Below are 16,594 nucleotides of genomic sequence, written 5' to 3'. Positions count from 1 at the left end.
GCGTCGGCATCCAGGGGTTGAGCCAGGCCGAGGTCGCGTACCAGAATGCGGTGGCCTACGCGCTCGACCGGCGCCAGGGCCGCGCACTGACCGGCCCGGCCGAACCCGAGGCACAGGCCGACCCGATCTTCGTCCACCCCGACGTGCGCCGGATGCTGATGGACGCCAAGGCCTTTACCGAAGGCATGCGCGCGCTGTGCCTGTGGGGCGCCCTGCTGGTCGACCTGACCCACAAGGCTGAGACCGAGGAAGAACGCGCCGAAGCCGACGCGATGATCGGGCTGCTGACCCCGGTCATCAAGGGCTACGGCACCGACAAGGGCTATGAAGTCGCGACCAACATGCAGCAGGTCTTCGGCGGCCACGGCTATATCGAAGAATGGGGCATGAGCCAGTTCGTGCGCGATGCGCGTATCGCGCAGATCTACGAAGGCACCAATGGCGTACAGGCGATGGACCTGTGCGGCCGCAAGCTCGCCAGCAAGGGCGGCGCCGCGATCCAGGCCTTCTTCAAGGCGATCGGCGAGGACATCGCCGCCGCCAAGGGCGACGAGGATCTCGGTCCGCTCGCCGAGGCGCTCGAGAAGGCGCTCGGACAGCAGCAGGCCGCAACCATGTGGTTCATGAACAATGCGATGCAGAACCCGAACGATCTCGGGGCGGGCGCGCACCACTACATGCACATCATGGGCATCGTGACGCTGGGCTGGATGTGGCTGCGCATGGCCAAGGTCGCGCAGGCTGCGCTGGCGGGCGGGGCCGAGGACACGGCGTTCTACGAAGCCAAGCTGGCCACGGCGCGCTACTACATGGACCGTTTCCTGCCCGATGCCGGCGCGCTGCGCCGCAAGCTGGAAACGGGCAGCGAGAGCATGATGGCGCTGGGCGAAGAGGCCTTCGCCACCGCCGCGTAAGCGTCCGACCTTCTAGAATTTGAAAGGCCCGGGCTTCGGCTCGGGCCTTTTCGTTTCAGCCGAGCAGTTCGTCGAACAAGGCATGCATCGCCGCCCAGCTCTGCCGATCGGCGCTGGCGTCGTAAGCCGGATTGGGTGAGCCATCGAGCATCCGCGGATTGGTGAAGCCGTGGTCCACCCTGGCATAGCTGTGGAAGTGCCAGTCGGCCTGCGCCGCGTCCATTTCCTCCCAGAAGCCTGTGACCTGACTGCGCGGAACGAGCGCATCGGCATCACCGTGGCAGACGAGAATCCGCGCCGGGATCGGCTTGTCGGCGGGAAGGGCGGTTTCGAGCAGCCCGTGGAAGCTGGCTACGGCGACTAATTCCTGTCCGTCACGCGCCATTTCGAGAACGGCCATCCCGCCGAGACAGAATCCGATCGCCAGCTGCGGCAGCTCGGTTTCGAGCTTACGGAGCAGGTCGATCGTCGCGCGCAACCGCTGCCGCATCGCCTGCGGGTCTGCGCGCAAACGGCGCATGGCGACGAAGGCTTCTTCGAAATTCGTCGGCGTGTCGGGACCGTAGAAATCGCCGATCAGCACGGCATAGCCCGCCTCGACCAGCCGCCGCGCCTTCGCCTCGACCCCGGGGGTGGAATTCATGAAGGTCGGAAAGATCGCGACGGCGGCGCGAGCCGTCCCTTCTGGCCGTGCATGAAGCGCGGTCAGTTCGACCGCGCCATCCCCATATCCGACCTTCTCGAACTCCATCACTCGGGCAGGAAGTCGGGCACCGAAAGATAACGCTCGCCGGTGTCGTAGTTGAAGCCGAGCACACGCGAACCAGCAGGTAAATCGGCGAGTTTCTTCTTGATCGCCGCGAGAGTCGCGCCGCTCGAAATCCCGACCAGCAGGCCTTCCTTCACCGCGCATTGGCGCGCCATTTCCTTGGCGTCGGCAGCATCGACCTGGATCGCGCCCTCGATGGCATCGGTGTGGAGGTTGCCGGGGATGAACCCCGCGCCAATGCCCTGGATCGGGTGCGGGCCCGGCTGGCCGCCGCTGATGACGGGCGAGAGTTCGGGCTCGACGCCCCAGGCCTTCATGGCGGGCCAGGCCTTCTTCAGTACCTCGGCGCAGCCGGTCAGGTGACCGCCGGTGCCGACGCCGGTGATCAGCGCGTCGATCGGCGTATCGGCGAAGTCGTCGAGGATCTCCTGCGCGGTGGTGCGCGCATGGACCTTCCAGTTGCTTTCGTTGTCGAACTGGCTCGGCATCCACGCGCCCTCGGTCTGTTCGACCAGCTCTTGCGCGCGCTCGATCGCGCCCTTCATACCCTTTTCCTTGGGCGTCAGGTCGAAGCTCGCGCCATAGGCGAGCATCAGGCGGCGACGCTCCACGCTCATGCTTTCGGGCATGACGAGGATCAGCTTGTAGCCCTTGACGGCGGCGGTCATCGCCAGGCCGATGCCGGTGTTTCCGCTGGTCGGCTCGATGATCGTGCCACCGGGCTTGAGCTTGCCCGCCTTCTCGGCATCCTCGATCATGGCGAGGCCGATGCGGTCCTTGATCGAACCGCCGGGATTGGCACGCTCGCTTTTCACCCAGACCTCGTGGTCGGGGAACAGGCGCGCGAGGCGGATGTGCGGGGTGCCACCGATGGTGGCGAGGACGGAGTCGGCTTTCATGGCATCTGCTCCTGCAATGTCTCTTCGGGGGGAGTGTCTATCAATTCTTCGGGAGGGTCAAAGGTCCGGGTCGTCCGCAAGACGGGGAATATGCGCGCCCAGATGACGACGGTGACGATCGCTCCTGCGCCGCCGCCGACCACCGCCAGCACCGGGCCGACGAGGTAAGCGAGGCTACCGGAGAAGAAATCTCCGAATTCGTTCGAGGCGCTGATCGTCAGCAGGCTTACCGACGACACGCGGCCGCGCTTGTCGTCGGGCGTGTGCAGCTGGATCAGCGACTGGCGGATATAGACGCTGAACATGTCCGCCGCGCCGACGATGAACAGCATGGCGAGGCTGAGCGGCATCCAGGTCGAGAGGCCGAACACCACGGTGGCGAAGCCGAACAGCGCAACCGAGACGAGCATCTTGGGGCCGACATTGGTCTTCAGCGGACGGAAGCTGAACCATAGCGCGGTCAGTGCGGCGCCGACCGCGGGAGCCATGGCGAGCTGCGCGAGGCCGGTCTCGCCGACCTGAAGGATGTCGCGCGCGAACACCGGGAACAGCGCGGTCGCCCCGGCGAGAAAGACGGCGAAGAGATCGAGCGTGATCGCGCCGAGAACCATCTTGTTGCGCACGACATAGCGCAGCCCTTCGACCATCTGGTGGATCGGGCGCTTGTTGGCCTCGCGCGGCGGCTGCGGGACCTTGCCGATGAAGGACAGCGCGGTCAGCGCCACCGCGAACAGCGCGCAGGCGACGAAATAGGGCAGCGCGGGGAGGATCGCGTGGGTATAGCCGCCGATCGCCGGTCCCACGATCATGCCCACCTGCCAGGCGATGCTCGACAGCGCTATGGCGTTGGGGAGGATCGCCTTGGGTACGAGGTTGGGGGCGAGCGCCGAGAGCGCGGGGCCGTTGAAGGCGCGCACCACGCCGAGCACGATGGCGACGCCGAAGAGCGCGGGGAGGGTCAGGTTGTCGCTCGCGGTCAGCCATGCCAGCACCGCGCCACAACCGAATTGCGCGATCACGGTCAGGCGGGCGATGGTGCGGCGGTCGAAATGATCCGCGGCCCAGCCCGAAAAGGGCGTCAGCAGGAACAGCGGCACGAATTGCAGCAATCCGATCATCGCCAGCTGGCCCGAAGCTGCGGCGACCCCCAACCCGCTGTCGCGCGCGATGTTGTAGGTCTGCCAGCCGATGATCAGCATCATCGCATATTGCGCCAGCGTCATGGTCAGCCGGCTGAGCAAATAGGCGCGGAAATTGGCGATCCTGAGCGGCGAGGATTCGGGTGTGGGCGTCTCGGTCTCGGTCACGCCGGACGCATGGCAGGCCCGCCTTCGCTTGTGAAGACGGGCCTGCTTGTCGTTCTAGAAGAAGGCTTTGGGTCCTAGCGCTGCTTGCGCAGGCGCGGGTTGGGCTGGAGCGTATCGATCATGGCGACGAAATCGTCGATGCGGATGATCCGTTCGAACTGAAAGCCGGCGCGATTGTCGCGGGTCCAGATGCAGTAGGCCTCGATCCGGCCGATGACGGGGAGGCGGACGATCACGCGTTCGCCGCGGCCCACGCCGTCGGCATTGTCGATCATGAAGCCATTGGCGGAAATATTGGCGATGTGCAGCCGCACATCACCCTTGCCGAAATGCTCGGCAATCACCGGATGGTCTACCGGGTGACGCGCCATCCGCCGCTGGTCGGTTACGCTGAGTTGGGCTCCGACAGCCATTCTGGCGATCCTTTTGCAACGATGCAGTTAGATTGATTCCTATGCTCGCAAAAGGCTGCCAAATGGTAAACCCGAAACCGGTTTCGCCAACAAATCCTGTCGCTTGGGAAGTGTCAGCGACGCAGGATCGCGTGTTTCTTCTTGCCCAGGCTGAGCTTGGCCTCTTCGTTCGCCGCGATGCTGACGAGAAAGCCCGGATCGGTGATCGTCTCGCCGTCGAGCTTGACCGCGCCTTCGGCCAGCTTGCGCTTGGCTTCGCCGTTGGAAGCGGTGAAACCGAGCGCCGTGAGGACCGCGCCGATGCGCATTCCCGGGTCGCCCACTTCCAGGGAGGGGAGATCTTCCCCCGTGCCGCCACCGGCGAATGTTTCGGTCGCGGTGCGCTCGGCCATCGCGGCGGCTTCCTCACCCCGAACGAGTTTGGTTACCTCATTGGCAAGGACCGTCTTGGCGTGATTGATCTCGGCGCCTTCCAGCGCCTCGAGCCGTGCGATCTCGTCGAGCGGGAGGTCGGTGAACAGGCGGAGGAAGCGGCCGACATCGCGATCGTCGACATTGCGCCAGTACTGCCAGAAATCGTAGCTCGGCAGCTGTGCCTCGTTGAGCCACACCGCGCCCGCAGCGGTCTTGCCCATCTTGGCCCCGTCGGCGGTGGTGAGCAGCGGCGTGGTCAGGCCGAAGAGCTCGCTGCCGTCCATACGGCGGGCGAGTTCCATCCCGTTGACGATATTGCCCCACTGGTCGCTGCCGCCCATCTGCAGGCGGCAGCCGTAGCGCTGCGCCAGCTCGCGGAAATCGTAGGCCTGCAGGATCATGTAGTTGAATTCGAGGAAGGTCAGCGGCTGCTCGCGCTCGAGCCGCAGCCTGACCGAATCGAAGGTCAGCATGCGGTTGACGGTAAAATGCGGGCCGACATTGCGCAGCAACTCGATGTAGCCGAGCTCGCTGAGCCACTCGTCATTGTCGACCATGACCGCGTCGGTGGGGCCGTCGCCGAAGGTCAGCAGGCGCTCGAAGACCTCGCGGATGCCGGCGATGTTCGCCGCGATATCCGCGTCGGTCAGCATCTTGCGGCTTTCGTCCTTGCCGCTGGGATCGCCGACCTTGGTTGTTCCGCCGCCCATCACCACGATCGGCTTGTGGCCCGCCTGCTGGAGCCGGCGCAGCATCATGATCTGGACGAGGCTGCCGACATGGAGCGAAGGCGCGGTCGCATCGAAGCCGATATAGCCGGGCACGACCTGCTTGGCTGCGAGCGCGTCGAGGCCCGCGGCGTCGGTGACCTGATGAATATAGCCGCGCTCTTTGAGCAGGCGCAAGAGATCGGACGAATAGTTGCTCATGACGAAGCGCCCGCTAGCAGGTAAGGGACGGCATGGAAACGTATCGATTGCGGCCCCATCCGGCCCATCCACCGCTGACGGTTTCGAGGATCGAGGCGCGGCTCGTCGGAGTCGATGAGAATTGGCTGCGGCTGCGCTGGCGGATCGAGGGTTCGGGCGATCTGGTGATCCCGAAATTCGCGGGCAAGGGCCGGGCGGACGGCCTGTGGCAAACCACCTGTTTCGAACTGTTTCTCCGGCCCGGTACCGGAAAGGCCTATTGCGAATTCAACCTGTCTCCGTCCGAACGATGGAACGCCTATGATTTCGCTTCCTGCCGGGAGGGAATGGCCGAGCGCGCCATGCCGCGCGAGCCGTCGTGCACCATCCGCCGCGGCAGCAGTTTCGCCATCTTCGATGCCGCGATCCCGCGTGCCGGATTGCCTACCGACCAGTGCGCCATGGCATTGACCTGCGTCATCGAGGAAACCGGCGGGCGGAAGAGCTACTGGGCGCTGGACCACTGCTCGGACGCCCCCGACTTCCACGATCCCGCTTGCTTCACCGCGCAGCTTGCGGCACCGAGCCCGGCATGAAATTCGGCATCGATCGGCTCATCACCGAAGAGGAATTGCGCGCACCGCTCGAGGGCAGGCGAGTGGCGCTGGTCGCCCACCCGGCATCGGTCACCGCGAGCCTCGACCACTCGCTCGACGCGCTGATAGATCGCGGCGTCAACGTGAGCTCCGCTTTCGGTCCGCAGCACGGACTCAAGGGCGACAAGCAGGACAATATGGTCGAAACCGCGGACGAGACCGATCCGCAATACGGCATTCCCGTCTTCAGCCTCTATGGCGAAGTGCGCCGCCCGACCGGCCAGATGATGTCGAGCGCCGACGTCTTCCTGTTCGACCTGCAGGACCTCGGCTGTCGTATCTACACTTTCGTCACCACGCTGCTCTATCTGCTCGAGGAAGCGGCGAAGGCGGGCAAGGCGGTGTGGGTGCTCGACCGTCCCAATCCCGCCGGCGGCCCGGTCGAGGGCACGCTGCTAGAACCCGGTCAGGAAAGCTTCGTCGGCGCCGCGCCCATGACCATGCGGCACGGCCTCACCATGGGCGAAATGGCGCGCTGGTTCGTCGACCACTTCAAGCTCGACGTCGATCTGAAGGTGATCGAGATGCGTGGTTGGACGCCGGGCAAGGCGCCTGGATACGGCTGGCCCGAGGACCGCATCTGGATCAACCCCAGCCCCAATGCCGCCAATCTCAACATGGCGCGCGCCTATGCCGGTACGGTCATGCTCGAAGGGACCACGCTGAGCGAGGGCAGGGGAACCACACGCCCGCTCGAAGTGCTGTTCGGCGCGCCCGATGTCGATGCCAGGGCAGTGCTCGCCGAGATGCATGAGTTGGCGCCGGTGTGGATGCGCGGCTGCGCGATCCGCGAATGCTGGTTCGAGCCGACCTTTCACAAGCATGCCGGCGCGCTGTGCAACGGGCTGATGGTGCATGCCGAAGGCAAGTTCTACGACCATCACGCGTTCCGCCCCTGGCGCCTGCAGGCGCTGGCCTTCAAGGCGATCCGCCGCCTTTATCCCGACTATCCGCTGTGGCGCGATTTCCCCTACGAATACGAGTTCGACCGGCTCGCGATCGACGTCATCAACGGCGGGCCGGCCCTGCGCGAATGGGTCGACGATGCCGCGGCGGTGCCCGACGATCTCGACGAGCGCGCCGAGGCTGACGAGGCCGTCTGGCGCGAGAGTATCGCCCCGCACCTGATCTACAGCTGATGGCGGGCGAAGCGGACGCTCTCTCGCGGGAGGCAGCACTGCTCTATCGGTCGGGTCGGCTCGACGCGGCTCGGGACACCTACGGCCGCTTGCTCGCCCTCGATCCGCACCGTCCGAACGACTGGCTCAACTACGGCCTCCTGCTGCGGCGCAATGGCGAACCTCGTGCGGCGCTCGCTGCCTATGATGCGGCGCTGGAGCACGGCGCACGAGCTGCCGAGGAAATCCATCTCAACCGTGCGGTGATCCTGGTCGACGATCTCGCGGATGCGGAGCAGGCACGCCGCGCCCTCGAAACGGCGCTGGAAACAAGGCCGGGCTATGTCCCGGCGCTGATCAATCTGGGCAATATCCACGAAGACGCCGGTGACCGCGACGCCGCCCGCAAGGCCTATCACGAGGCGCTGAACCTTGCACCGGACAATGCGCTGGCGCTGATGCGGCTGGTCGAGGTGACCCGCTTCGAGTCCCCGGACGATCCGTTGATCGAGTCGCTACGCAACGCGACGCTGCGAACCGAGCGCTCTCCGCTCGATCGGGCAGATCTCGGTTATGCGCTCGGCCGCGCTCTCGACCAGTGCGGAGACTATGACGCTGCATTCGCCGCCTATCGTACCGCCAATGAGGGAAGCCGCGCTCTCGCCCCCCATGGCTACGATCGGTCCGGGGCGGAGGCCTTCGTGGGGCGGATCATCGAACAGTTCGGCAGCGAGGGCGATGGCGCGCCCGGCAGGGGCGATCCCGCACCGGTTTTCATTTGCGGCATGTTCCGCTCCGGCTCGACGCTGGTCGAACGAATCCTGTCTTCGCATAGCGAGCTCACGGCAGGGGGCGAATTGCCCATCCTGCCGCGGATCGTACGCGAAGAACTGCAACCCTATCCCGATGCCGTGGCCGGTAAGGACCCCGGCTTTTTTGCGCGTTTGGGCGAGCGCTACCGGGCGTTGCTCGATGACATCGGCCTCGATCCGGCCGGGCTGACCGACAAGCGGCCCGACAATTTCCTCCATGTCGGCCTGATCAAGCGGATGTTCCCGGGTGCGAAGATCGTGCTGACGCACCGCAATCCTTGGGACAATTGCCTGTCGGTCTATTTCGCCCATCTCGATCCGGCGTTGACCTACGGCTCTTCGCTCGACAGTTGCGCACACTGGTATGCGCAGTTCGCACGGCTGGCAGCGCATTGGAAGCAAGCCTACCCCGGCGACATCCATGTTGCCGATTACGATGCGCTGGTGCGCGAGCCGCGCGCCCAGATCGCCAGCCTGCTGGAATTTCTCGGCCTCGACTGGGAAGAGGCATGTCTCGAGCCGCACGCCGGGACCGGCTCGGTGCGGACCGCAAGCGCCTGGCAGGTGCGCGAGCCGCTCTACGGCCGGTCGTCGGGGCGCTGGCGGAACTATGCGACGCATCTCGACGCCCTGTTCGAGCGATTCGGGCATCCCGATGGCAGTTGACCTTCCCCGGCAACTGGAAGCGCGGGATAAGTGATCGCACCCGACCGCACATTCGATTTTCGACCAACGACCTTGACGAAACGCTTTGGGCAGGGAAGCTTGGCCGAAAGCGACGGGCATACCCGCGCTTCGGGAGAAGAATGAATGGCGACTGCGGCGGCACGGCAGACCGGTGGATCCTTGCGGGTGACCCTGTGGATCCTGCTGGTGGTCTACATCTTCAATTTCATCGACCGGCAGATCGTCAACATCCTCGCCGAGCCGATCGCGAAGGAGTTGCTCCTGAGCGATACGCAGATCGGTCTGATGACCGGCCTCGCCTTCGCGCTGTTCTATACCGTGCTCGGCCTGCCGATTGCGCGCTATGCGGACCGGCCGACGACAAGCCGCCCGCGTCTGATTGCGACGGCGCTGGCAATATGGTCGGCGATGACCGCGCTGTGCGGCCTGGCGCAAAACTTCATTCAGCTACTCCTCGCCCGGATCGGTGTGGGTGTAGGCGAGGCAGGGTGCACACCTGCCGCGCATTCGCTGATCAGCGACATGGTGCCCAAGGAACGCCGTGCCTCGGCGCTGGGCTTCTACGCGCTCGGTATCCCGATCGGGACCGTGCTCGGCATGATTATCGGCGGGCAGTTGGTCGATATACTCGGATGGCGCCACGCCTTCATGATTGTCGGCCTGCCGGGTGTCGCGATGGCCGTGGTCGTCTGGCTGGTGCTCAGGGAACCGCGCCACGCCGCCACCATCGCGCAGGCCGGCCACGCTCAGCCACTGCCGACTTTCGCAGCAATCCGCGCGATCCTGTCGAGCCGCGCCCTGGTCCTGCTGTTGGTCGCAGCATCGGCGGCCGCCTTCCTGAGCTACGGCAAGGTCACCTGGGCGACGATCTTCTTCCAGCGAACGCACGGCCTCACTCCCGGGCAGGTCGGCTTGTGGTTCGGCATCGTCAACGGCGCGGGGAGCATCCTCGGCACGTGGATGAGCGGGCGGATCGCCGACCGCTACGGCGCGGTGAAGCGCCAGCATGTGCTGACCGCTGCCGCGCTCGGGATGCTCCTCGTCGCGCCGACCGCGATCTGGGGCTATTCGACAGCCGACTGGCGCGTGGCCATGGCGATCCTGTTCCTGCCCGCCTTCTTCGGCTCGCTCTATTACGGGCCGACCTATTCGAGCGTTCAGGGACTCGTCGCCCCGCAGGCCCGGGCACTCGCCTCGGCCGTCCTGCTGTTCTTTCAGAACCTCATCGGACTCGGGCTCGGACCGCTGCTGTTCGGAATGCTGTCCGATGGGCTCAAGCCTTCCTTCGGGGAGGATAGCGTGCAGTACGTCCTCTACTGCGCGAGCATCATGAGCCTTATCCCCGCCTTCTTCTTCTGGCGTTGCAGCCTGCGGCTCGACGAGGAGCTCGACCGGAAGGGCTAGTCGGGGTCGCGCACGGGTGAGACGAGTTCGACCAGTACGAAGCTGATCAGCATCAGCAGGAACCAGCTGCCGAGCTTGGCGAGGCTCACCATCTGCCAGCCATTCTCCTGCCCCGGATAGCGCCAGGCGCGAGCGAAGGTGCCGATATTTTCCGCGCCCCAGATGAACAGCGCGACCAGCATGAAACCGAGCAGCAGCGGCATCCAGCGATGGAGCCGCCAATTGCGGAAGTGGATGCGGGTCCGCCAGAACAGCAGGATCGTGATCGCGAACAGCGCTAAGCGGATGTCGGGCAGCCAGTGGTGCGCGAAGAAGTTGACGTAGATCGCCGCCGCCAGCGCCCAGGTCGTCCAGCGCGGGGGATAGGCGGTGAAGCGGAAATCGAAGATCCGCCAGACGCGCGCGATATAGCTCCCGACGGCGGCGTACATGAAGCCCGAGAACAGGGGTACCGCGCCGATGTGGAGCACGCTCGCCTCGGGGTAGATCCACGATCCAGCGGCGGTCTTGAACAGCTCCATCACCGTGCCGACGACGTGGAAGATCAGGATGACCTTGGCCTCGGCCCAGGTTTCGAGCCGGAAGGCGAGCATGCCTGCCTGGATCGCGAAGGCCGAAAGGGTCAGGAAATCATAGCGATGAAGCGGCGCATCGGCGGGATAGAGGAAATGCGTCGCCAGCAGCAGCGCGAGCATCAGCCCGCCGAACAGGCAGGCCCAGCCCTGCTTGAAGCCGAACAGCAGGAATTCGTAGAGCCACAGCCGCCAACCACTGCCGGGATCGAACCGCTCGAGGCGAAGGCGGACAGCCTCGAAACGGCTGTGTTTCAAGCCTCTACCCCTGCTTGCGGCTCAGCTCGCGCATGGCGTCATCGAGACCGTCGAGCGTCAGCGGATACATGCGGTCGTTGACGATCTGCTTCATCACCTTGGTCGACTGCGAATAGCTCCACTGCTTTTCGGGCACGGGGTTGAGCCACACGGTCGCGGGATAGGTGTTGACCACGCGCTGCATCCAGGTCGCGCCTGCTTCCTCGTTCATATGCTCGACGCTGCCGCCCGGATGGGTGATCTCATAGGGGCTCATCGCCGCGTCGCCGACGAAGATCACCTTGTAATCATGGCCGTATTTATGGAGCACGTCCCAGGTTTTGGTGCGCTCCTGCCAGCGGCGGCGGTTGTCCTTCCACACACCTTCGTAGAGGCAGTTGTGGAAGTAGAAGAACTCGAGATTCTTGAACTCGGCCGTGGCCGCGCTGAACAGTTCCTCGCACAGCTTGATGAAGGGATCCATCGAACCGCCGACGTCGAGGAACAGCAGCAGCTTCACCGCATTGTGCCGCTCCGGCCGCATGTGGATGTCGAGCCAGCCCTGCTTCGCGGTGCCCTCGATCGTCGCGTCGAGATCGAGTTCGTCCGCCGCGCCTTCGCGTGCGAAGCGGCGCAGGCGGCGCAGCGCCATCTTGATGTTCCGGGTGCCGAGTTCCTTGGTGTTGTCGAGGTTCTTGAACTCGCGCTTGTCCCACACCTTGAGCGCGCGCTTGTGCTTGCTCTCGCCGCCGATCCGCACGCCCTCGGGGTTGTAACCCGAATTGCCGAACGGGCTGGTGCCCCCGGTGCCGATCCACTTGTTGCCGCCCTGGTGGCGCTTTTCCTGTTCCTCGAGCCGCTTCTTGAGCGTCTCCATGATCTCGTCCCAGTCACCCAGGCTCTTGATCTTCTCCATTTCCTCGGGCGTGAGGAACTTCTCGGCCACCGCCTTGAGCCAGTCCTCGGGAATATCGACCGGGTTCTGGCCGTAATCGGTGAGGATGCCCTTGAAGGTCTTCTGGAACACCTGGTCGAAGCGGTCGAGCAGGCCTTCGTCCTTCACGAATGTCGCGCGGCTGAGGTAGTAGAACGCCTCCGGTGACTGCTCGATCACGTCGCGATCGAGAGCCTCGATCAGCGTGAGGTGTTCCTTGAAGCTGGCGGGAATTCCCGCCGCGCGCAACTCGTCGACGAAATTGAAGAACATGGCCGTCGGTCTAGCGCGTGCTGAACGGCTGCACCAGTGCCGGAATCGCAAAGCATTTTTACGCTCCGCTAACCATCTGTCTTTAAGGGAGCTTGCAGCAGAATATATCGGGGGTCACACAAGAATGGAACTCAGCGCGATCGATGCCCGTGGCGCATCGGCCCTGGACCAGATTCCGGAAGCTTGCGGCAAGGTAACCGTGGGCTGTTCGGACGTTGCAGGCATCGTCCAGGGGGTCATCGATTCCTTCGGCCATCTCCGCAGCGAATATGTCGAACTTCAGGGCACGGTGAGTGCGCTCGACGAGGACCAGCGCAAGGTGCTCGAGGCGAGCGACGAAGCCCGCCTGCTCTCCGAGCGGGCGATCGAACGGCTCACCCATGGTTCGACCATGATCAGCAATTCGCTCAATGAGATCGGCAATCTCCTCAGTCTGGTGGAAACGCTGACCGAGCATGTCACCGGCTTCGCCGCGGCGATGGACCAGGTGCGCCGGTCGAGCCAGGAAATCGACCAGATCGCCGAGACTACCAATATCCTCGCGCTCAACGCCACCATCGAGGCGATGCGCGCGGGCGAGCAGGGCCGCACCTTTGCGGTCGTCGCCAACGAGGTGAAGGCGCTCGCCAGCGAGACCCGCAAGGCGACCGAGGAGATCGGGCGGACCATAGACATGCTGGGCAACGAGGCCGGCATGGTCATCGAAAAGATCGAGACCGGCGCACAGGCGAGCAGCCAGGCCAAGAACTCGGTGAGTTCGATCGAAGACACCATGCGCAGCGTCACCGAGTTGCTGTCCGAAGTCGACGGCCAGCAGGACCTGATCGCCCGCAACACCGCGACCATCTCGGGTCATGTCCACCGGGTGCAGGACGTGCTCGGCGATTTCGATGGCGCGGTCAGCGAGAACGAGGAGAAGCTCGCAAGCGCGCACGGCCGCATGGAAGAGCTCGAACTGATCGCCAGCGACATGTTCGACAAGCTGGTCAAGGCCGGCCTGTCGCCGCAGGACAGCGCCATGGTCGAAAAGGCCAAGGGCCATGCGCAGGAGATCGTCGCTATCGCCGAGCAGGCTATCGCCGAAGGCAAGCTTACGATGGACCAGCTGTTCGACCAGAACTACCAGAAGGTGCCCGGGACCAACCCGGAATTGTTCCGCACCGGGCTGAGCGACTGGGCCGATGCCAACTGGCGCCCGCTCAACGATCGCGTCAGCGGCGAGGGCGGGGCGGTGATCATGTGCTCGCAGGCCGACATGAAAGGCTTCCTGCCGACGCATGTCAGCGAACATTCGCGCAAGCCGACCGGCGAACTGGCGCACGACACCAAATATTGCCGCAACGGACGGATCATCCTCGAAGGCGTCGATTACGTCGCCAAGACCACGAGCGATCCCTACACCATGGCGGTCTATCGCCAGGAGGGTGATGGCAAGAACTACCTCGTCGTGCGCAACGTCTACGTGCCGGTCCACATCAACGGCCGGCGCTGGGGCGACTTCGAACTCGCCTACAGCTTCAACTGAGCCGACGCCTGTATACCGGCCCCTACACCGGTCCGCGCGAGCGTGCGGGCCGGCGTTCTAGGTCTGCCGGCGCGCCATGAAGGCGAGGCGTTCGAACATCATCACGTCCTGCTCGTTCTTGAGCAGTGCGCCGTGCAATGGCGGGATCGCGGCGTTGGGATTGGCGTCCTGCAGTACGTCGAGCGGCATGTCCTCGTTGAGCAGCAGCTTGAGCCAGTCGAGCAGTTCGCTGGTCGAGGGTTTCTTCTTGAGGCCGGGCACTTCGCGGATTTCGTAGAAGACCTCCATCGCCTTGGTGACGAGGTTCTTCTGGATGCCGGGGAAATGGACCTCGATGATATCGCGCATGGTCTCGCGGTCGGGGAACTTGATATAGTGGAAGAAGCAGCGGCGCAGGAAGGCGTCGGGCAGCTCCTTCTCGTTGTTCGAGGTGATGACCACGATCGGGCGTTCCTTCGCCTCGATCCTTGTATGGGTCTCGTACACGTCGAAGCTCATCCGATCGAGTTCCTGCAACAGGTCGTTGGGAAACTCGATGTCGGCCTTGTCGATCTCGTCGATCAGCAGGACCGGGAGCTGGTCGGAGGTGAACGCCTCCCACAGCTTGCCCTTCTTGATGTAGTTCGAAATGTCGTGGACGCGCTCGTCGCCCAGCTGGCCATCGCGCAAGCGGGCGACCGCGTCGTACTCATAGAGACCCTGCTGCGCCTTGGTGGTCGACTTGACGTTCCATTCGATCAGCGGGGCGTCGATCGCCTTGGCGATCTCGTGCGCCAGCACCGTCTTGCCCGTACCCGGCTCGCCCTTGACCAGCAGCGGACGACGCAGCGTGACCGCGGCATTGACGGCAACCTTGAGGTCGTCTGTGGCGATATAGGATTTCGTGCCTTCGAAACGCGTCGGTTCGGTCATCGGTTTTCCCTTGCAACTTTACGTTAGCGTTAGGGGGCGGGCACGAGACGCGCAAGGGGGCGTTGAGGGATCAGACCCGAGGAGGACACATGCCGACCGAACGGCTCACCATACCGACCACCCGCGGCTACGAACTGTCCGGCGCGCTCGAATTGCCGAACGGGCTGGTGCGCGGCGCGGCGGTGTTCGCGCATTGCTTCACCTGCACCAAGCAGAGCCGCGCGGCGATCGAGGTAACGCGCGCGCTGGCGCAGCACGGCATCGCGACGCTGCGCTTCGATTTCACCGGTCTGGGGCAGAGCGGCGGCAATTTCGGTCGCGCGGGCTTCGCCAGCGACCTCGAGGACCTGATCGAATCGGCGCGCTATCTCGCCGCGCGTTTCGGCAAGGGTCTGCTGCTCGTCGGCCACAGCCTCGGCGGGGCGGCGGTGCTGGCGGCCGCCGACATGCTGGACGAGGGCACTGTCGCCGCCATCTCGACCATCGGTGCGCCGGCCGAGGTCGAACACGTGCTCGGCACCGTGAAGGGCGATCTCGCCGCGATCGAGCGCGACGGCGAGGGCCAGGTCGATATCGGCGGCCATCGCTACAATCTCAGCCGCGACTTCGTCGAGGCGGTGCGCGAGGTCGACCTGCTCGCGAGGGTGAAGGCGCTCCGCATTCCGCTGATGTTCTGCCATTCGCCGACCGACGAGATCGTCGATGTCGACAATGCGGCGCAGCTATTCACCGCAGCAAAGCATCCGAAGAGCTTCATCAGCCTGGCGGGTGCCGATCACCTGCTCACCCGCAGCGAGGATGCGCGCTTTGCCGCCGATGTGATCGCCAGCTGGGCGCATCGCTACATCCCGATGCGCGAAGACTGGCCGATGCCCAAAGAAGGCGTGGTGGTGAAGACCGGACACGGGAAATTCGGCACCGAAGTCCATACGCGCAGCCACCGTTTCTTGGCCGACGAGCCCACCAGCTATGGCGGCGACGACAGTGGCCCGACCCCCTACGACCTGCTCAATGCCGCGCTTGGCACCTGCACCGCCATGACGATGGAGCTTTATGCCGCGCGGAAGGGCTGGCCGCTCGAAGGGGTGACCGTCACGGTGACTCACGAGCGCGATCACAAGCACGATTCCGGCCATGTCACGGCGATGGAGGAGGGCCGCTCGCTGCAGGCGCTCAACCGGCGGATCGAACTGCGCGGCGACGGCCTGGACGAGGATCAGCGGCAGCGGCTCACCGAGATCGCCGACAAGTGCCCGGTGCACCGCACGCTCGAGGGCGAGCTGCACATCCATACCGACGTGGCGGCCTAGAATTTCGCTCCCACCGTGAGCCGTTGGCTGGTGCCTCTTTCGCACGGAATCCGTTCGAGTTCGGCGCCCAGTCCGCGCGTCATCGCATCGACGATCTTCATGCCCAGACCGCTTCCGCTGGGCTTCGCCGACTGGCCCATGCCAGCCCCGTCGTCGCTCACGGTGATCGCGTAACCGGTCTCGCCGGCGCGGGCCAAGGCGATGTCGATGGTTCCCGATCCGCCATCGGCAAAGGCGTATTTGGCCGCGTTGCTGACGAGTTCGTTGACGATCACTCCGACCGAAACGGCGGTGTCAGGCGAAACCTCGACCGGCTCGGTCGCCAGCCTCACCTCGATGGCCGCCGGACCTTCGGCAAGCGACTGGCGCAATTCCTCCACCAGCATATCGAGATATTCGTCGAGATCGATCGTGGTGATGTCGTCGCGCGTATAGAGCTTGTGATGCACCTTGCTGATCGCGCGGATACGGTTCTGGGTGGCGGCAAGCACTTCCCTGGTCCCCGCGTCCTCGGTCTGGTTGGCCTGCAT

General features: G+C 64.6%; 16 protein-coding genes. 7 read left to right on the top strand and 9 right to left on the bottom strand.

Annotated features, from left to right (window positions below):
- Positions 1 to 914: acyl-CoA dehydrogenase C-terminal domain-containing protein (locus ACN4E0_RS07565; RefSeq protein ID WP_419566902.1), on the top strand; the 914-nt coding region annotated here is incomplete at its 5' end.
- A 55-nt stretch (positions 915 to 969) separates the two neighbouring features.
- Here ACN4E0_RS07565 and ACN4E0_RS07560 read toward each other — a convergent pair.
- The 5 genes from ACN4E0_RS07560 to tyrS form a co-directional block, all read right to left on the bottom strand.
- Positions 970 to 1,665: a dienelactone hydrolase family protein gene (locus ACN4E0_RS07560; RefSeq protein WP_419566901.1), complete on the bottom strand. Its 696-nt coding sequence runs from the start codon at positions 1,663 to 1,665 to the stop codon at positions 970 to 972.
- Positions 1,665 to 2,582 (bottom strand): cysteine synthase A, encoded by a 918-nt coding sequence (cysK, locus tag ACN4E0_RS07555; RefSeq protein WP_419566900.1) that lies wholly within the window; start codon positions 2,580 to 2,582, stop codon positions 1,665 to 1,667. Before cysK ends, ACN4E0_RS07560 begins: the two co-directional genes overlap by 1 nt.
- Entirely contained in the window at positions 2,579 to 3,889 is a 1,311-nt protein-coding gene (locus ACN4E0_RS07550; RefSeq protein WP_419566899.1) for an MFS transporter, read from the bottom strand. The genes cysK and ACN4E0_RS07550 overlap by 4 nt, the downstream gene beginning before the upstream one ends.
- 74 nt (positions 3,890 to 3,963) lie before the next feature.
- Entirely contained in the window at positions 3,964 to 4,302 is a 339-nt protein-coding gene (locus tag ACN4E0_RS07545) for a PilZ domain-containing protein (RefSeq protein ID WP_221603884.1), read from the bottom strand.
- 113 nt (positions 4,303 to 4,415) lie between these two features.
- Positions 4,416 to 5,645 (bottom strand): tyrosine--tRNA ligase, encoded by a 1,230-nt coding sequence (gene tyrS, locus ACN4E0_RS07540; RefSeq protein WP_419566898.1) that lies wholly within the window; start codon positions 5,643 to 5,645, stop codon positions 4,416 to 4,418.
- Between the two features lie 32 nt (positions 5,646 to 5,677).
- Between tyrS and ACN4E0_RS07535 the strand changes: the two genes are divergently transcribed.
- From ACN4E0_RS07535 to ACN4E0_RS07520, 4 genes are all read left to right on the top strand, one after another.
- Positions 5,678 to 6,220 (top strand): DOMON-like domain-containing protein, encoded by a 543-nt coding sequence (locus ACN4E0_RS07535; RefSeq protein WP_419566897.1) that lies wholly within the window; start codon positions 5,678 to 5,680, stop codon positions 6,218 to 6,220.
- Positions 6,217 to 7,419: an exo-beta-N-acetylmuramidase NamZ domain-containing protein gene (locus ACN4E0_RS07530; protein WP_419566896.1), complete on the top strand. Its 1,203-nt coding sequence runs from the start codon at positions 6,217 to 6,219 to the stop codon at positions 7,417 to 7,419. The genes ACN4E0_RS07535 and ACN4E0_RS07530 overlap by 4 nt, the downstream gene beginning before the upstream one ends.
- On the top strand, positions 7,419 to 8,876 hold the full coding sequence (locus ACN4E0_RS07525; protein WP_419566895.1) for a tetratricopeptide repeat-containing sulfotransferase family protein: 1,458 nt from the start codon (positions 7,419 to 7,421) through the stop codon (positions 8,874 to 8,876). Before ACN4E0_RS07530 ends, ACN4E0_RS07525 begins: the two co-directional genes overlap by 1 nt.
- Before the next feature lie 144 nt (positions 8,877 to 9,020).
- Positions 9,021 to 10,301 (top strand): spinster family MFS transporter, encoded by a 1,281-nt coding sequence (locus ACN4E0_RS07520; RefSeq protein ID WP_419566894.1) that lies wholly within the window; start codon positions 9,021 to 9,023, stop codon positions 10,299 to 10,301.
- Here ACN4E0_RS07520 and ACN4E0_RS07515 read toward each other — a convergent pair.
- Together ACN4E0_RS07515 and ACN4E0_RS07510 are read right to left on the bottom strand one after the other, a co-directional pair.
- On the bottom strand, positions 10,298 to 11,131 hold the full coding sequence (locus tag ACN4E0_RS07515) for a DUF817 domain-containing protein (protein ID WP_419566893.1): 834 nt from the start codon (positions 11,129 to 11,131) through the stop codon (positions 10,298 to 10,300). The genes ACN4E0_RS07520 and ACN4E0_RS07515 overlap by 4 nt on opposite strands.
- A 4-nt stretch (positions 11,132 to 11,135) precedes the next feature.
- The gene (locus ACN4E0_RS07510; protein WP_419566892.1) at positions 11,136 to 12,317 is read right to left on the bottom strand and encodes a vWA domain-containing protein; all 1,182 of its coding nucleotides are present in this window, start codon (positions 12,315 to 12,317) and stop codon (positions 11,136 to 11,138) included.
- A gap of 124 nt (positions 12,318 to 12,441) precedes the next feature.
- On the opposite strand from ACN4E0_RS07510, the gene ACN4E0_RS07505 reads away from it, so the two are divergent.
- Positions 12,442 to 13,842: a methyl-accepting chemotaxis protein gene (locus ACN4E0_RS07505; RefSeq protein WP_419566891.1), complete on the top strand. Its 1,401-nt coding sequence runs from the start codon at positions 12,442 to 12,444 to the stop codon at positions 13,840 to 13,842.
- A gap of 57 nt (positions 13,843 to 13,899) precedes the next feature.
- Here ACN4E0_RS07505 and ACN4E0_RS07500 read toward each other — a convergent pair whose 3' ends face one another.
- The gene (locus ACN4E0_RS07500; protein ID WP_419566890.1) at positions 13,900 to 14,754 is read right to left on the bottom strand and encodes an AAA family ATPase; all 855 of its coding nucleotides are present in this window, start codon (positions 14,752 to 14,754) and stop codon (positions 13,900 to 13,902) included.
- Between the two features lie 89 nt (positions 14,755 to 14,843).
- Between ACN4E0_RS07500 and ACN4E0_RS07495 the strand changes: the two genes are divergently transcribed.
- Complete coding sequence (locus ACN4E0_RS07495) at positions 14,844 to 16,064, top strand: alpha/beta fold hydrolase (protein ID WP_419566889.1); 1,221 nt, start codon at positions 14,844 to 14,846, stop codon at positions 16,062 to 16,064.
- Here ACN4E0_RS07495 and ACN4E0_RS07490 read toward each other — a convergent pair.
- Positions 16,061 to 16,594: sensor histidine kinase (locus ACN4E0_RS07490; protein ID WP_419566888.1), on the bottom strand; the 534-nt coding region annotated here is incomplete at its 5' end. The genes ACN4E0_RS07495 and ACN4E0_RS07490 overlap by 4 nt on opposite strands.

Origin of the sequence: Qipengyuania sp. (assembly GCF_048550555.1) — a bacterium.
GTDB lineage: Bacteria > Pseudomonadota > Alphaproteobacteria > Sphingomonadales > Sphingomonadaceae > Qipengyuania.
The sequence above is the reverse complement of the archived record's forward strand: the minus strand, read 5'-3'. Positions and strand labels throughout refer to the sequence as shown.

Bases quoted from the DNA above. Each gene is read 5' to 3' on its own strand.
- ACN4E0_RS07560 (WP_419566901.1), bottom strand. From the start codon at position 1,665: ATGGAGTTCGAGAAGGTCGGATATGGGGATGGCGCGGTCGAACTGACC.
- cysK (WP_419566900.1), bottom strand. From the start codon at position 2,582: ATGAAAGCCGACTCCGTCCTCGCCACCATCGGTGGCACCCCGCACATC.
- ACN4E0_RS07545 (WP_221603884.1), bottom strand. From the start codon at position 4,302: ATGGCTGTCGGAGCCCAACTCAGCGTAACCGACCAGCGGCGGATGGCG.
- tyrS (WP_419566898.1), bottom strand. From the start codon at position 5,645: ATGAGCAACTATTCGTCCGATCTCTTGCGCCTGCTCAAAGAGCGCGGC.
- ACN4E0_RS07535 (WP_419566897.1), top strand. From the start codon at position 5,678: ATGGAAACGTATCGATTGCGGCCCCATCCGGCCCATCCACCGCTGACG.
- ACN4E0_RS07530 (WP_419566896.1), top strand. From the start codon at position 6,217: ATGAAATTCGGCATCGATCGGCTCATCACCGAAGAGGAATTGCGCGCA.
- ACN4E0_RS07525 (WP_419566895.1), top strand. From the start codon at position 7,419: ATGGCGGGCGAAGCGGACGCTCTCTCGCGGGAGGCAGCACTGCTCTAT.
- ACN4E0_RS07520 (WP_419566894.1), top strand. From the start codon at position 9,021: ATGGCGACTGCGGCGGCACGGCAGACCGGTGGATCCTTGCGGGTGACC.
- ACN4E0_RS07510 (WP_419566892.1), bottom strand. From the start codon at position 12,317: ATGTTCTTCAATTTCGTCGACGAGTTGCGCGCGGCGGGAATTCCCGCC.
- ACN4E0_RS07505 (WP_419566891.1), top strand. From the start codon at position 12,442: ATGGAACTCAGCGCGATCGATGCCCGTGGCGCATCGGCCCTGGACCAG.
- ACN4E0_RS07500 (WP_419566890.1), bottom strand. From the start codon at position 14,754: ATGACCGAACCGACGCGTTTCGAAGGCACGAAATCCTATATCGCCACA.
- ACN4E0_RS07495 (WP_419566889.1), top strand. From the start codon at position 14,844: ATGCCGACCGAACGGCTCACCATACCGACCACCCGCGGCTACGAACTG.